The organism is Ensifer sp. ENS09 (assembly GCF_014852425.1).
GTDB lineage: Bacteria > Pseudomonadota > Alphaproteobacteria > Rhizobiales > Rhizobiaceae > Ensifer.
Genome location: NZ_JACVBP010000001.1, coordinates 270,024 through 283,547, shown reverse-complemented (window position 1 = coordinate 283,547; position 13,524 = coordinate 270,024). Strand labels below are relative to the sequence as shown.

Below are 13,524 nucleotides of genomic sequence, written 5' to 3'. Positions count from 1 at the left end.
GCCCAATCCACCGGCACGCCCACACTGTTCTTCCGGGAAATGAACGCTTGAACGCAACCCTGATCCGGCATGCCGTGCACATTTCGGCGATCCTCGGCATATACCTCGCCTGCGCCATGCTGGTGCCGGCGATGGTCGACCTTTATTACGGCCATCCGGATTGGCGCATTTTTGCCGCGTCCTCCTTCATGGTCGGCGGCCTCTCGCTTGCGACCTTCATGGCCACGCGCATGGGCCCGCCGCCGTTTTCAAAGAAGTTCGGCTTTGTTCTCGTCAACATGCTCTGGGCCGTTTTTTCGGTGGTCGGCGCGATCCCGCTCTGGCTGTCGTCCATGAAGCTCGACTTTGCCCAGGCGCTGTTCGAATCCGTCTCTGCCATCACCACGACCGGCGCGACCGTGATCGTCGGTCTCGACGATGCGCCGCCGGGACTCCTGCTCTGGCGGTCGCTGCTCTGCTGGCTAGGCGGCATCGGCATCGTCGTGCTTGGCCTGTTCATCATCCCCTATCTCAGGGTCGGCGGTATGTCGTTCTTCAAGATGGAGTCCTCCGACACCAGCGACAAACCCTTTGCTCGCCTCGCAAGCTTCAGCCGCGCCTTCCTGGCGGTCTATGTGGTCATCACCCTTCTCTGCGCGATCGGCTATTTCCTGACCGGCATGAACCGCTTCGATGCGATCAACCATGCGATGTCGACGGTGGCGACGGGAGGCTTTTCCACCCATGACGCATCCTTCGCCTATTTCGGCAGCATTCCGCTGCTCTGGACCGCCACCTTCTTCATGGCGCTTTGCAGCCTGCCCTTCTCGATCCTGATCGTGCTCGTCGCTCGCGGCAGGCTCGATGCCCTGCGCGACCCGCAGATCATCGTATTTCTCGGTTATCTCTCAGCCTTCTCGATTGCCGTCGCCATCTACCACCGGCTCGCCAATGGCGTCGAATTCCATCTGGCGCTGGCGCACTCCTTCTTCAACATCACCTCGATCCTCTCGACGAGCGGCTATGCCAGCCAGGACTACACCCTCTGGGGGCCTTTCGTGATCATCGCCGCCTTCATCGCCACCTTCATGGGCGGGTGTTCCGGCTCGACCGCCGGCGGCATCAAGGCCTATCGCTTCATCGTGCTCTTCAACGCGATCCGGTCGGGACTGAACAAACTCGTCTATCCGAATGCGATCTATGCGGTGCGCTACGGCAAGAACACGGTCGATGCCGACACGCAGCGCGCCATCTTCCTGTTCTTCATCACCTATATCCTGCTCTGGGTACTCGGCAGTCTCGCCATGGGCGCCCTCGGCTACGATCTGGTCACGGCGACCTCGGCGGTCATTACCTGCCTCTCCAATGTCGGCCCGGGCCTTGGTCCTATCATCGGCCCGGCCGGCAACTTCTCGACGCTCGGCGATCCCGAGCTCTACCTGCTGTCGCTGATGATGCTGCTCGGTCGTCTCGAAGTGCTGACCGTGTTGGTAATCCTGACGCCGGTCTTCTGGAAGCATTGACCATTCGCCTCGCGGCCCTATCGTCTTGACTCGGTGCAGCAGATGCCGAATGTCGGTCGAAACCGGCGATGGGGGAACGTCATGGTGAAACATATACGTCGTCTGGCGGTGCTGACCACCGCCATGGCGCTTTCGGCGGGGCTCGTCGCCCATGCCGGCCCGCTTGCCGACGCAGCGGTGCAAGCCGAAAAGCTCGCGGCATCCGGCGACGCGGCGAAGGCCCATGAGCTGCTCCGCCAAGCGATAAGCGACTTCTCGCAAACGCTGCCGCTGGCGATCGGCAAGGCGGTTTTCGTGACCAAGGCGCCGACCGGCTACGCCATGTACGACCCGCGCGAGGGCGCGGTCTTCAAGGAGGGAGAGTCGCTGATCTCCTATATCGAGCCGATCGGCCTCACCTGGAAGGATTCGGCGACGAAGGGCCAACTCGAAAGCCACTTCACCGTCGACTTCGATATTCTCAACCCGAAGGGCGACGTGCTCGCGGGCCAGAAGGCGTTCGGTGATTTCACCTTCACCGGCCACCTCAGAAACCAGGAAATCTATTCGACGCTGACCATCGACGTCTCCGGTGCTCCCGCCGGCGACTATGTGCTGCGCTTCCACTTCAACGACGTCAACAGCGGCAAAACCGCCAGCGTCGACCAACCATTCAAGATTGCCGGACCGTAATACCATGCCCCACGCAGTAACGACCGTCGGCTTCGATGCCGACGATACACTCTGGCAGAACGAACAGTTCTTTCGGCTGACGGAAGCGCGCTTCGCCGAGCTTCTGAGCGCCCACACCGACACCGAACACCTGTCGGAGCGGCTGCTTGCGGCGGAGAAGCGCAACCTCGGCCTCTACGGCTTCGGCATCAAGGGCTTCGTGCTCTCCATGGTCGAAACCGCCGTCGACGTCACCGATGGCAAGGTGCCCTCCTCAGTCATCGCCGAGATCCTCGCCGCCGGGCGCGACATGCTCGTGCACCCGGTTGAGCCGCTGCCGCATGTCAAGGAAACGCTCGAAGCACTTCACGGCCACTTTCGCCTTGTCATGATCACAAAGGGCGATCTCTTCGACCAGGAGCGCAAGCTCGCCGCCTCCGGCCTTGGCGACTATTTCGACGCCGTCGAGATCGTCAGCGACAAGACCGTCGCCACCTACGAGCGCATCTTCAAACGTCACGGCGACGGCGCCACCAAAAGCCTGATGGTCGGCAATTCTCTGAAATCGGACATTGTACCGGCCCTTGATGCGGGAAGCTGGGGTGTCTATGTCCCACACGCGCTCACCTGGTCTTTCGAGCATCACGACAAGCCGGAGACGCATCCGAGGTTTCGCGAGATCGAGCATCTCGGCGGGTTGAGCATGATCCTGGAACGATTGACCCCTTAAGAGCCGGTAACAAGTGCCCGAGCGATCAACAAACACAGGCGGAAACATTTAGCTACCGCATGCGAATCATCATATTTTCACGCATTGTTTTCAGTTTAGGGGAAGACCGTTCGCGCAATTGGTTGGTGCAGCGATTTCGATGGTGCTGGTGGGCATGCTCATTGGATGGCTGCTGCGGAAGGTTTCGGCTTTGAGCGTCTTTTCCTCGCGCCTCGCGGGTTTGGCGGTTCTGTTGTTTGCCGCACCCGCCATCTACTCGTTCAATTCGGGCTCGCCGTTTGTCGACGCGTTTATCGTCTACGGCCTTGGGGCACTGATTGCCGCGGCCGTCTTTCGCTTCATGAAGACGAGAGAACGCGCCTAAGCGCATTGTCCACCCCGATCACCCTTGACTGTTTGGCCTAAGTGTTTGATCTAGGCTGCATGCGGGCGTGGCGAAACTGGTAGACGCAAGGGACTTAAAATCCCTCGGCCTTGGCTGTACGGGTTCGACCCCCGTCGCCCGCACCAGACAAACGGATTTCAGGATCAATAGTTAGCGCACGTCAGACTGTCACTCTGGAGTGACAGGCTTACGCGGCAAAGAGCGACCGCTCAGTTGTTGTAGTAATAACAATCGCATTCCGCCTGGTAGGCGTCGTCGTGCCAGACGCGGACGGCGAGTTTCGTTGCGCATCCCTGGTTTTCCAGCCTGAGGCCGAGAAGCGAGACCGCTGCCGCCTTCGAATTGGGGGCGTCCACCTCGATTGCCGATCCGACCTGGTGGACACCCTGCCGCGGGGTCCAGGTGAAGATCTGAACGCTGTAGTGCATCGAATATCCTCCGTGGGAGAGATGGTGTGCACGCAATACTAAACGCTATGTGTTCGCAATGAGCCGGTCGCCTTGACCGTTTCAGCCGTCTTCGACGGTTGCTTCAGGACGATCGCCGCCATCCGTGTGTTCGAAGTGCCAGTGGCCCTCTTCGTCCTGGAAGCTGATCTCCTCGTCGTCGCCGCCGACCTGCTGTTCGGCGGCGGCGGCCTTGGCGGCGGCAAGCGCCGTTTCGCGGCTGGGAAAGGGTTCCGAATAGGCGTCGGCGGCCTTGTAGGCCCATCCGCCGTCATGAGGAACGATGGTGTAAGTAATCCGCGCCATGCTTCCCTCCCAATAGTCCGAAAGACGTTCCCGTCTTCGGCGGGCCGTTGCCGCACAGCCCCGCATTCCTCCTCGTCAAAGGCATACTCAATGCCGAACGCCGCGGATATTAGCACAAGTGTGGTACGAATTGCCACATTCGCGAATCACCCGGAAAGGCTAGCCGTCAAACAAAAAGGCGGCCCCTTGCGGCGCCGCCTAAACTCTTGAAACGATTGCGTCGAGATGATCAGGCCGAAAGCTTGGCGGCGATCTTGGCGACGTGCGCGCCCTGGAAGCGGGCAGCCTGGAGCTCGACCTCGGACGGCTGGCGAGAGCCGTCGCCATCGGTGATCGTCGAGGCGCCATAGGGCGAGCCGCCCTTGATCTCGTCGAGGCCCATCTGACCCTGGAAGGCATAGGGAAGACCAGCGACGACCATGCCGTGGTGCATCAGCGTCGGGATGAAGCCGAGGATGGTGGATTCCTGACCGCCATGCTGGGTGGCCGAGGACGTGAAGACCGAACCGACCTTGCCGACCAGCTTGCCAGACGCCCACAGGCTGCCGGTCTGATCGATGAAGTTGCGCATCTGCGAGGCAACGGTGCCAAAGCGCGTGCCGGCGCCGAAGATGATCGCGTCGTATTGGGCAAGCTCTTCGACATGGGCGACTGGCGCGGCCTGGTCGAGCTTGAAGTGAGAGGCCTTGGCGACCTCGGCCGGCACCAGTTCCGGAACGCGCTTGACGTCGACTTCGGCACCCGCAGACTTGGCACCTTCGGCCACAGCGTAAGCCATGGTTTCGATATGTCCGTATGCCGAATAATAGAGAACGAGAACCTTGGCCATAATTGCTCCTTTGGATACAAGCGATCCCACTTGATCACTGCTGCGCGGAAGATTTATCAAAATGCAGCCGCATGCCAGGAGCCGTCCGGGAAACAGACTGTTCTCGCAATGTGAACAATAATAATTCACTGTTAAATGACTGACTAAACAAACAGGATCACCCGATGAGCAGCATAAAAGTCGTCACTGCCGCCATGGTCGCCATCGGCGACGAACTTCTGTCGGGGCGTACCAAGGACAAGAACATCGGCCACCTCGCCGACATGATGACGATGGTCGGCATCGACCTCAAGGAAGTGCGGATCGTCGCCGACGACGAAGTGGCGATCGTCGAGGCGATCAATGCGGTGCGCAGCCGCTACGATTACGTCTTTACCTCCGGCGGCATCGGCCCGACTCATGACGACATCACCGCCGACGCGGTGTCGCGCGCCTTCGGCGTCGAATGCGTCTACGAGCCGGAGGCGATGGCGCTGCTCGGCGCCATGTACGAACGCCGCAACATGGAGTTTACCGACGCGCGCAAGCGCATGGCGCGCATGCCACTCGGTGCACGCCATATCCCGAACCCGGTATCGACAGCGCCGGGCTTCGCCATCGGCAACGTGCATGTCATGGCCGGCGTTCCGCAGGTCTTCCAGGCCATGCTCGACGCGCTGCTGCCCGGTCTGAATGTCGGCTCACCCCTCCTCTCCCGCACCGTGCGCTCGCCCTTCGGCGAAGGCGATATCGGCAGCCCGCTGACCGACGTGCAGAAGAACCATCCGGAAACGAGCATCGGCTCCTACCCGAAATTTGACGGCAAGACCTTCTCGACGGATATCGTCGTGCGGGCCCGCGATCCGGAAGCGCTTGCTGCAGCGGAGGCTGATGTCCAGGCGATGATTCAGGCAATCGCCGACGCGCGGGCAAAGGGATAGCGCGAAGCCCTTGCACTCAAGGCCTCAATGCCGTTATTGCATGTCGGCAAATCAGGATGACGCGTTCCCGCCTGCCCGATCTGCCGGACGCTTCGCCTTACCCTCGTTCAGACAAGCCGGAGCCCACCCATGTCGCTGCCCGATAAAGCCTTTCCCGTTTCCTGGGACCAGTTCCACCGCGATGCCCGGGCGCTTGCCTGGCGGCTGGCCGACAACGGCCAGGAATGGCGTGCCATGGTTTGCATCACCCGTGGCGGCCTGGTTCCGGCTGCGATCATTTCGCGCGAACTCAATATCCGGATGATCGAAACCGTCTGCGTCGCCTCCTACCATGACTACGACACGCAGGGGCAGATGAAAGTGCTGAAGGGCATCACGCCTGAAATCACCAAGGACGGCGGTGAAGGCGTGCTGATCGTCGACGACCTGACGGACACCGGCAAGACCGCGGCCGAAGTACGGGCAATGCTGCCGAAGGCGCATTTCGCTGCCGTCTACGCAAAGCCGAAGGGCCGACCGCTCGTCGACACCTTCGTGACCGAAGTCAGCCAGGACACCTGGATCTATTTCCCCTGGGACTTGGGCTTCACCTACCAGGAGCCGATCGCCAAGGGCACGCGCGGCTAATAGCACTATGTTCCTTCCGGACGCGGTGCCCCTTCTCGGGAGGCGACTTTCGGTCCGTGAGTTTTCGATCAACTGATCGGCGGTATCGCGCCGATCAGCGTTTCAGCGGTCAAGCCTGGCCCTGCCTTGGCCCCGGCTGCGCCATGGCGCCAGACCGCTGCGGTCGCCGATTCGAAGGCCGGCATTCCTTTCGCCAGATGTGCGCCGACGATGCCGGCAAGTACGTCCCCCGATCCGGCGGTTGCCAGCCACGGCGGCGCATTGTTGTTGACGACCGCCCGCCCGTCCGGCGCGGCAACGACGGTGTCGGCGCCCTTGTAGACTATCACGGCATGGCTCGTCCGCGCCGCGGCCTGCGCCTTCTCGATCTTCGAAAGCCCATGGTCTCCGGCAATCTCCGAAAAGAGGCGAGCGAACTCGCCATCATGCGGCGTCATGACCACCTGGCCCCTGCCTTTCGCCAGTGCCGCGAAAAGTTGGCCGGGCCTTGCCTGGAACGAGGTGATGCCATCGGCGTCGAGCACCAGCGCGCGATCGCAGAGTGCAAGCGCAAAGTCCCTCGCCTTCTTGCCGATGCCGAAGCCCGGCCCAAGGACGAAGCTGCCCAGGCGTTGGTCCTGCAGCCATTTGATAAGCTCTCGCTTGCCGTCTACCTCCTTCACCATCACCGCCGTCAGATGAGACGCATTGATGCCGAGCGCGGCCTTGCCGGTGGCGACGGTAACCAGGCCAGCGCCAGCCGCAAGGCCCGCTGCCGCCGAAAGTCGCGCCGCGCCCGTTGCCTGGCGGTCGCCTGAGAAAACGACCAGATGCCCGCGCTTGAACTTGTGCGTCGAGGCCGCCAGGTCACCTCCCCAGCCCGCCCAGAGGAACGGCGCGTTGAGGCGCAGCGAACCTGCGCCGGCACGCACAATGCGCGCGGGAATGCCGATATCGAACACCTCGAGCGTGCCGCAGAGGGATCGCCCGGGCAGAAGCCAATGACCGGGCTTTGGCGCCATGAACGTGACGGTGTGGCGAGCGGCAAAGGCGGCGCCCCGGATCTCGCCCGTCCGGCCGTCGATGCCGCTCGGCAGGTCGATCGCAACGACCGGAACGCCGCTGGCATTGACCCGTTCTATGAGGTGAGCGACGTCGTCAGGGAGGTCGCGTGACAAGCCCGCCCCGAAGAGCGCATCGATGACGACATCGCCAGCCTGTGGTTCGAATGCAGAGATTGGCGCAGCAGGACCACTCCAGTCGGACCAGGCCCGCGCTGCATCGCCTTGAAGGCTGGCGGGATCGCCGAGGACGAACACGGCGACATCCGCCCCGCTTTCGGCAAGGCCGCGGGCTGCGATGTACCCGTCGCCGCCATTGTTGCCTGGACCGCAGAGCACGACGAAGCGGCGGGCATCCGGAAAATATCGCAGGGCCGCCGCCGTTACCGCCAGTCCGGCGTTGCGCATCAGCGTAAAGCTATCGATGCCGGATTGGGCCGCCGCCCGGTCGATTGCCGTCATTTCGGCGGGCGTGATCAACAGGTGCTGAAGGTCGGAGCGCATGCGCCAGACTTATCCATGCCCGCGCGCGTGAAGCAAGGCCTCAGCCCCAACGCCATGATTGCCTTAAAATAAGGCATTTGCATATAATTATTGCTCAAATAACAAGCTTCGCCTCTGCCATGACGTAGGGGCCCTGAAAGAAGCGGGCATCTTTCGATCGGAAATCATAAAAAATAGGCAGATCGGGTCCGCCGAAGGTATGAAATCCCGCAATCGGCGCGCCGACAGCAGATTTTTTGTCGTTCTGACAGATTTTCGCAGAAAAACTGGCATGCAACGTGCATATTCAGGGCGAGCGGGCATGATCCTGCTATCAAGGGAGAAGCGGAGAGACATTTTCTCATGAAAAAGATCGAAGCGATCATTAAGCCCTTCAAGCTCGACGAAGTGAAGGAAGCCCTTCAGGAAGTCGGCCTGCAGGGTATCACCGTCACGGAAGCCAAGGGCTTCGGGCGGCAGAAGGGCCACACGGAGCTGTATCGCGGCGCCGAATACGTGGTGGACTTCCTGCCGAAGGTAAAGGTCGAAGTGGTGCTGGCGGATGAAAACGCGGAGGCCGTCATCGAGGCGATCCGCAACGCCGCGCAAACCGGCCGCATTGGTGACGGAAAGATTTTCGTTTCCAATGTGGAAGAAGTCATCCGAATTCGCACGGGCGAAACCGGCCTCGACGCCATCTGACATCACGGGCCGTTCGGCCCGGTTCTTTTCAAATCCTCGTCATCTCACACAGGGAATAACGGCAAATGACGACTGCAAGCGATATTCTGAAGCAAATCAAGGACAACGACGTCAAGTTCGTCGACCTGCGCTTTACCGATCCCAAGGGCAAGCTGCAGCACGTAACGATGGATGTGGTCTGCGTCGACGAAGACATGTTCGCCGATGGCGTCATGTTCGACGGCTCCTCGATTGGCGGCTGGAAGGCCATCAACGAGTCCGACATGGTGCTGATGCCCGATCCGGAAACAGCGCATATGGACCCGTTCTTCGCGCAGTCGACGATGGTCATCATCTGCGACATTCTCGATCCGGTTTCGGGCGAATCCTACAACCGCGACCCGCGCGGCACGGCCAAGAAGGCTGAAGCCTACCTGAAGGCATCCGGCATCGGCGACACCGTCTTCGTTGGCCCGGAAGCCGAATTCTTCGTCTTCGACGACGTCAAGTACAAGGCCGACCCGTACAACACCGGCTTCAAACTCGACTCCTCGGAACTGCCGTCGAACGACGACACCGACTATGAGACCGGCAACCTCGGCCACCGTCCGCGCGTCAAGGGCGGCTATTTCCCAGTTCCACCGATCGACAGCTGCCAGGACATGCGCTCCGAAATGCTGACGGTCCTGTCCGAGATGGGCGTGACGGTTGAAAAGCACCACCACGAAGTGGCGGCCGCCCAGCACGAGCTCGGCGTCAAGTTCGACGCGCTGGTTCGCAACGCCGACAAGATGCAGATCTACAAGTACGTCGTGCACCAGGTCGCCAATGCCTATGGCAAGACGGCAACCTTCATGCCGAAGCCGATCTTCGGCGACAACGGCTCGGGCATGCACGTGCACCTGTCGATCTGGAAGGACGGCAAGCCGACCTTCGCCGGCGACGAATATGCCGGCCTGTCGGAAAGCTGCCTCTACTTCATCGGCGGCATCATCAAGCATGCCAAGTCGCTGAACGCCTTCACCAACCCGTCGACGAACTCCTACAAGCGTCTCGTCCCAGGCTATGAGGCTCCGGTTCTGCTCGCCTACTCGGCGCGCAACCGCTCGGCTTCGTGCCGCATTCCGTTCGGCACCAACCCGAAGGCCAAGCGCGTCGAAGTCCGCTTCCCGGATCCGACCGCCAACCCCTACCTCGCCTTCGCAGCCATGCTGATGGCCGGCCTCGACGGCATCAAGAACAAGCTGCACCCGGGCAAGGCGATGGACAAGGACCTCTATGACCTGCCGCCGAAGGAACTGAAGAAGATCCCGACCGTCTGCGGCTCGCTGCGCGAAGCGCTGGAAAGCCTCGACAAGGACCGCAAGTACCTGACGGCTGGCGGCGTGTTCGACGACGACCAGATCGATTCCTTCATCGAACTGAAGATGCAGGAAGTCATGCGCTTCGAAATGACCCCGCATCCGGTCGAGTACGACATGTATTACTCGGTCTAAGACCGTGCGACCGGCGGCATCGACCACCGGTCCAAGCCGTGCTTTGGGCCGGCGGCTCCCTAAAAGGAGCTGCCGGCCTTTTCGTTAGCGCGCACGGATTGCAAGCGCTTCCGCGCAGGGAGCGGCACGAAACCGTCGAATTGTGTGATATTATGTTGCCAACAACTTTTGCGCGTCCGCGGGACACGCATGGCGAGATCGATCAACGGAGGGCAGAAGGGAAGTCCCTATTGATGTTTTGGGTTCGCCAACCCAGATAATCTCCTGAAAGGATGTGTTGCGTCATGAAACAGAGAAACGCCAAATTCGAGATCGGACAGGTGGTTCGCCATCGGGTTTTCCCGTTCCGCGGCGTCATTTTCGACGTCGACCCGGAATACGCCAACACCGAGGAGTGGTGGAACGCCATTCCACAGGAGATCCGCCCAAGCAAGGATCAACCCTTCTATCACCTGTTCGCCGAGAACGACGACAGCGAGTATGTCGCCTACGTCTCCGAGCAGAACCTGGAATTCGACGACAGCGACCGGCCGATGCGCCACGCGCAAGTCGATGCCCTGTTCGATAAGGATGGCGTCGGTCACTACAGGCCCAAGGCAACGTTTCGCCACTGAGGCCGCTTCGCTCTCGAACAAATGAAAACGCCCGGACCGCGAGGTCCGGGCGTTTCTTTATGCGTTTGCGGAGGACCGCTTAGTTCTGCTTGGCAGCCTTCTGGGCTTCTTCAAGCTTCTTGCGTGCGTCCTCGGCCTTCTTCTGCATTTCTTCCTGCAGCAGGCGCTGGCGCTCTTCGAGCTGCGACTGCTCGATCGGCTCGCCGTCGTAGACACCGGTGAAGCCCGTGAGGGCCATCTTGATCGGGTTCGGAGCGCGCTGGAAGTTGACCGAAGTGAAGACGACCTCATTGCCCTTCTTCAGGCTGGCGATCAGCTGGTCGGAAAGCGGCGCTTCGGCAACGCACTTGTCGGGCATGCAGATGGCGTAGTCGAGCTTGACCGGCTTGCCGCCGTCGATCTGCATCTGAACGCCGGTCGGGATGAGGCGCGCCGACGGTACCGAAACCTGCATGATCTTGCGGTTGACCTTGCCGGAAACGGTGATGAGGCCGACAGCGGTCACGAGCTGGCCGTTGTTGGCGGTCAGCAGGTTCTGCACGATGCAGACATCGTTGTCTTCCTGCTTGGTGCAAACCTTGAACCAGCCCTGCGGCGGCTTGCCGCCAGCCTGCTGTGCAGACGCAACGCTCGGAACGCCCGCAGCAGCTACAGTGAGCGCCAGCGCTGCCATGCCCGAACGTTTTGCAATATTCGACTTGAACATCATTGTGATTCCGTCTCCTGAAATCCGGTAACGGAACAGTTGTTCCGCAGGTGAGTATCGTCAGCCGCCGTTGTCCTGTTGGCCAAATAAGGCAAATGCATGACCCCGTTTCCGGAAACACCTGTTACATTGGCTCGCTTCGATTATCCAGTGTTTCCTGTCATTTTTTGACTTCATAGTGGGCGGAATTTGGACCGCGGATCGGTTGGATTCATCCGTCGGCATTGGTAACGTTCGGGGAATCGGCCTGTTGATACCCCTCACGGGAGGTGACCTTGCGTGCAATTCTTTCCGGTCTGGCGCTGATCCTGACCACCACTTCATTCGGTACTGCTGCGGTAGCCGCTCCTGTCCATGCGATTGCCATGCACGGAGAGCCGGCGCTGCCTGCCGATTTCAAGAACTTTCCCTACGTCAATCCGGACGTGAAAAAGGGTGGAAAGATCTCCTACGGCGTCGTCGGCAGCTTCGACAGCCTCAATCCCTTCATCCTGAAGAGCATGCGCACGACCGCGCGCGGCATGTGGGATCCGGAATACGGCAACCTCGTCTACGAATCGCTGATGCAGCGCTCGCGCGACGAAGCCTTCACCATGTACGGCCTGCTCGCCGAAACCGTGGAGTGGGACGACGACCGCACCTTCATCCAGTTCAATCTCAACCCGAAGGCCCGCTGGGCCGACGGGCAGCCGGTGACCGCCGAGGACGTGATCTTCAGCTTCGAGCTGCTGCGCGACAAGGGACGTGTCCCCTTCAGCAACCGCATGGCCAAGGTGGCGAAACTCGAGAAAGTCGGCGAGCGCAGCGTGCGTTTCACCTTCACCGAGGATGCCGACCGTGAGCTGCCGCTTCTGCTCGGCCTGTCGCCAGTGCTGCCGAAACATGCCATCGACCTTGCGACCTTTGACCAGACGACGCTGAAGCCGCCGCTCGGCTCCGGCCCCTATCGCGTGGCCGAGGTGAAGCCGGGCGAGCGCATCGTCTACAAGCGAAACCCGGACTATTGGGCGAAGGACCTGCCCTCGAAGGTCGGCCAAGACAATTACGACGAGATCTCTGTTGAGTATTTCCTCCAGGAGAACTCGTTGTTCGAAGCCTTCAAGAAGGGCGAGATCGACATCTATCCCGAAGGCAGCGCAACCAAATGGGCGCGCGGCTACGATTTCCCGGCCGTTCGCTCCGGCGACGTCGTCAAGGAAACCTTCACGCCAAAGACGCCGTCGGGCATGCTCGGCATTGTCTTCAATACCCGCCGGCCGATGTTCGACAATCTGAAGCTCCGCCAAGGTCTGGCGCTGGTGTTCGACTTCGAGTGGGTCAACAAGAACCTCTTCGACAGCGCCTATACGCGCACCCAGAGCTACTGGCAGAACTCAACGCTGAGCTTTCTCGGCGCACCGGCCGACGACCGAGAACTCGGCCTGATCGGCGACGCCCGCGATCGAATCAACCCGGCGATCCTCGACGGCACCTACCGCCTGCCGGTGACCGACGCGTCCGGCCGCGACCGTAACGTGCTGCGTGTCGCCGTCTCATTGATGCGCGAGGCCGGCTATCAGATCAAGGACGGCAAGATGGTCGATCCGCAGGGCAAGCCGCTTGCCTTCGAGATCATGAGCCAGAATGCCGGCCAGGAAAAAATTGCGCTCGCCTACCAGCGGTTTCTCGCCCCTCTCGGCATCCAGGCGACCGTGCGCACCGTCGACGATTCGCAGTACCAGCAGCGCAGCCAGTCCTTCGATTACGACGTGATCATCAAATCCTTCCCCTCGACGCTGTCACCCGGCATCGAGCAGGCCGGGCGCTGGACCTCGCAGGCGCGCGACCGGCAAGGCAGCGACAACTTCGCTGGCGTCGCCGACAAGGACGTCGATCGGATGGTCAACAACATCCTGCAGGCCCGCACGAGCGAAGATTTCACGGCGGCCGTGCGCGCGCATGACCGGTTGCTCGTCAACAACTCCTACCTGGTGCCGCTCTACCACCTCGACGCCCAGTGGGTGGCGCGGCGCAAGCATATCGGCCGGCCGGACGTGATGCCGCTCTACGGCTACCAGCTTCCGACCTGGTGGGATCAAGACGCGCAATAGAGGGTCGGTTCCCTTTTG

Annotated in this window: 16 protein-coding genes and 1 tRNA gene; 11 read left to right on the top strand and 6 right to left on the bottom strand. The window is 61.0% G+C overall.

Features of this window, described 5'->3' with window-relative positions; translation table 11 throughout:
* Positions 1-47 precede the first annotated feature (47 nt).
* From IB267_RS01465 to IB267_RS01445, 5 genes are all read left to right on the top strand, one after another.
* The gene (locus IB267_RS01465) at positions 48-1,502 is read left to right on the top strand and encodes a TrkH family potassium uptake protein (RefSeq protein WP_192446116.1); all 1,455 of its coding nucleotides are present in this window, start codon (positions 48-50) and stop codon (positions 1,500-1,502) included.
* 123 nt (positions 1,503-1,625) lie between these two features.
* Positions 1,626-2,174, top strand: a complete 549-nt coding sequence (locus IB267_RS01460) for a hypothetical protein (RefSeq protein WP_371742510.1) — start codon at positions 1,626-1,628, stop codon at positions 2,172-2,174.
* Between the two features lie 4 nt (positions 2,175-2,178).
* Positions 2,179-2,883, top strand: coding sequence for an HAD family hydrolase (locus IB267_RS01455; RefSeq protein WP_192446114.1), 705 nt, complete (start codon positions 2,179-2,181; stop codon positions 2,881-2,883).
* A 139-nt stretch (positions 2,884-3,022) separates the two neighbouring features.
* Entirely contained in the window at positions 3,023-3,247 is a 225-nt protein-coding gene (locus IB267_RS01450) for a hypothetical protein (protein ID WP_192446113.1), read from the top strand.
* A 61-nt stretch (positions 3,248-3,308) separates the two neighbouring features.
* A tRNA-Leu gene (locus IB267_RS01445) sits at positions 3,309-3,393 on the top strand.
* Between the two features lie 84 nt (positions 3,394-3,477).
* Here IB267_RS01445 and IB267_RS01440 read toward each other — a convergent pair.
* From IB267_RS01440 to wrbA, 3 genes are all read right to left on the bottom strand, one after another.
* Complete coding sequence (locus IB267_RS01440) at positions 3,478-3,696, bottom strand: hypothetical protein (RefSeq protein ID WP_034791089.1); 219 nt, start codon at positions 3,694-3,696, stop codon at positions 3,478-3,480.
* A gap of 81 nt (positions 3,697-3,777) precedes the next feature.
* Positions 3,778-4,020: a DUF2188 domain-containing protein gene (locus IB267_RS01435; protein WP_043620362.1), complete on the bottom strand. Its 243-nt coding sequence runs from the start codon at positions 4,018-4,020 to the stop codon at positions 3,778-3,780.
* Positions 4,021-4,249: 229 nt separating this feature from the next.
* Positions 4,250-4,849 carry an NAD(P)H:quinone oxidoreductase gene (gene wrbA, locus IB267_RS01430; RefSeq protein ID WP_192446112.1) on the bottom strand — a complete coding sequence of 200 codons (600 nt, stop codon included), beginning with the start codon at positions 4,847-4,849 and terminating at the stop codon, positions 4,250-4,252.
* A gap of 164 nt (positions 4,850-5,013) precedes the next feature.
* Between wrbA and IB267_RS01425 the strand changes: the two genes are divergently transcribed.
* Together IB267_RS01425 and gpt are read left to right on the top strand one after the other, a co-directional pair.
* A complete protein-coding gene (locus IB267_RS01425) occupies positions 5,014-5,769 on the top strand; it encodes a competence/damage-inducible protein A (RefSeq protein WP_192446111.1) in 756 nt (251 codons plus the stop codon).
* A 129-nt stretch (positions 5,770-5,898) separates the two neighbouring features.
* Entirely contained in the window at positions 5,899-6,396 is a 498-nt protein-coding gene (gpt, locus tag IB267_RS01420) for a xanthine phosphoribosyltransferase (protein ID WP_034791068.1), read from the top strand.
* 68 nt (positions 6,397-6,464) lie between these two features.
* Here the strand turns inward: gpt and IB267_RS01415 are convergent, their stop codons facing one another.
* The gene (locus IB267_RS01415; protein WP_192446110.1) at positions 6,465-7,940 is read right to left on the bottom strand and encodes an NAD(P)H-hydrate epimerase; all 1,476 of its coding nucleotides are present in this window, start codon (positions 7,938-7,940) and stop codon (positions 6,465-6,467) included.
* A 94-nt stretch (positions 7,941-8,034) separates the two neighbouring features.
* Complete coding sequence (locus tag IB267_RS01410; RefSeq protein WP_192446109.1) at positions 8,035-8,217, bottom strand: hypothetical protein; 183 nt, start codon at positions 8,215-8,217, stop codon at positions 8,035-8,037.
* Positions 8,218-8,282: 65 nt separating this feature from the next.
* On the opposite strand from IB267_RS01410, the gene IB267_RS01405 reads away from it, so the two are divergent.
* The 3 genes from IB267_RS01405 (at position 8,283) to hspQ (ending at position 10,710) form a co-directional block, all read left to right on the top strand.
* Positions 8,283-8,621 (top strand): P-II family nitrogen regulator, encoded by a 339-nt coding sequence (locus IB267_RS01405; protein WP_003528058.1) that lies wholly within the window; start codon positions 8,283-8,285, stop codon positions 8,619-8,621.
* Between the two features lie 65 nt (positions 8,622-8,686).
* On the top strand, positions 8,687-10,096 hold the full coding sequence (gene glnA, locus IB267_RS01400; protein WP_034791062.1) for a type I glutamate--ammonia ligase: 1,410 nt from the start codon (positions 8,687-8,689) through the stop codon (positions 10,094-10,096).
* 284 nt (positions 10,097-10,380) lie between these two features.
* Positions 10,381-10,710: a heat shock protein HspQ gene (gene hspQ, locus IB267_RS01395; protein WP_034791060.1), complete on the top strand. Its 330-nt coding sequence runs from the start codon at positions 10,381-10,383 to the stop codon at positions 10,708-10,710.
* Between the two features lie 79 nt (positions 10,711-10,789).
* On the opposite strand, the gene IB267_RS01390 is transcribed toward hspQ, so the two are convergent.
* A complete protein-coding gene (locus tag IB267_RS01390; RefSeq protein ID WP_043620346.1) occupies positions 10,790-11,419 on the bottom strand; it encodes an invasion associated locus B family protein in 630 nt (209 codons plus the stop codon).
* Positions 11,420-11,691: 272 nt separating this feature from the next.
* On the opposite strand from IB267_RS01390, the gene IB267_RS01385 reads away from it, so the two are divergent.
* The gene (locus tag IB267_RS01385; protein ID WP_192446108.1) at positions 11,692-13,506 is read left to right on the top strand and encodes an extracellular solute-binding protein; all 1,815 of its coding nucleotides are present in this window, start codon (positions 11,692-11,694) and stop codon (positions 13,504-13,506) included.
* Positions 13,507-13,524: the final 18 nt, after the last annotated feature.

Excerpts from the sequence above, each read along its gene's own strand:
- IB267_RS01390 (WP_043620346.1), bottom strand. The coding sequence starts at position 11,419 with ATGATGTTCAAGTCGAATATTGCAAAACGTTCGGGCATGGCAGCGCTG.
- IB267_RS01450 (WP_192446113.1), top strand. The coding sequence starts at position 3,023 with ATGGTGCTGGTGGGCATGCTCATTGGATGGCTGCTGCGGAAGGTTTCG.
- glnA (WP_034791062.1), top strand. The coding sequence starts at position 8,687 with ATGACGACTGCAAGCGATATTCTGAAGCAAATCAAGGACAACGACGTC.
- wrbA (WP_192446112.1), bottom strand. The coding sequence starts at position 4,849 with ATGGCCAAGGTTCTCGTTCTCTATTATTCGGCATACGGACATATCGAA.
- hspQ (WP_034791060.1), top strand. The coding sequence starts at position 10,381 with ATGAAACAGAGAAACGCCAAATTCGAGATCGGACAGGTGGTTCGCCAT.
- IB267_RS01405 (WP_003528058.1), top strand. The coding sequence starts at position 8,283 with ATGAAAAAGATCGAAGCGATCATTAAGCCCTTCAAGCTCGACGAAGTG.
- IB267_RS01460 (WP_371742510.1), top strand. The coding sequence starts at position 1,626 with ATGGCGCTTTCGGCGGGGCTCGTCGCCCATGCCGGCCCGCTTGCCGAC.
- gpt (WP_034791068.1), top strand. The coding sequence starts at position 5,899 with ATGTCGCTGCCCGATAAAGCCTTTCCCGTTTCCTGGGACCAGTTCCAC.
- IB267_RS01455 (WP_192446114.1), top strand. The coding sequence starts at position 2,179 with ATGCCCCACGCAGTAACGACCGTCGGCTTCGATGCCGACGATACACTC.
- IB267_RS01425 (WP_192446111.1), top strand. The coding sequence starts at position 5,014 with ATGAGCAGCATAAAAGTCGTCACTGCCGCCATGGTCGCCATCGGCGAC.
- IB267_RS01440 (WP_034791089.1), bottom strand. The coding sequence starts at position 3,696 with ATGCACTACAGCGTTCAGATCTTCACCTGGACCCCGCGGCAGGGTGTC.
- IB267_RS01435 (WP_043620362.1), bottom strand. The coding sequence starts at position 4,020 with ATGGCGCGGATTACTTACACCATCGTTCCTCATGACGGCGGATGGGCC.
- IB267_RS01415 (WP_192446110.1), bottom strand. The coding sequence starts at position 7,940 with ATGCGCTCCGACCTTCAGCACCTGTTGATCACGCCCGCCGAAATGACG.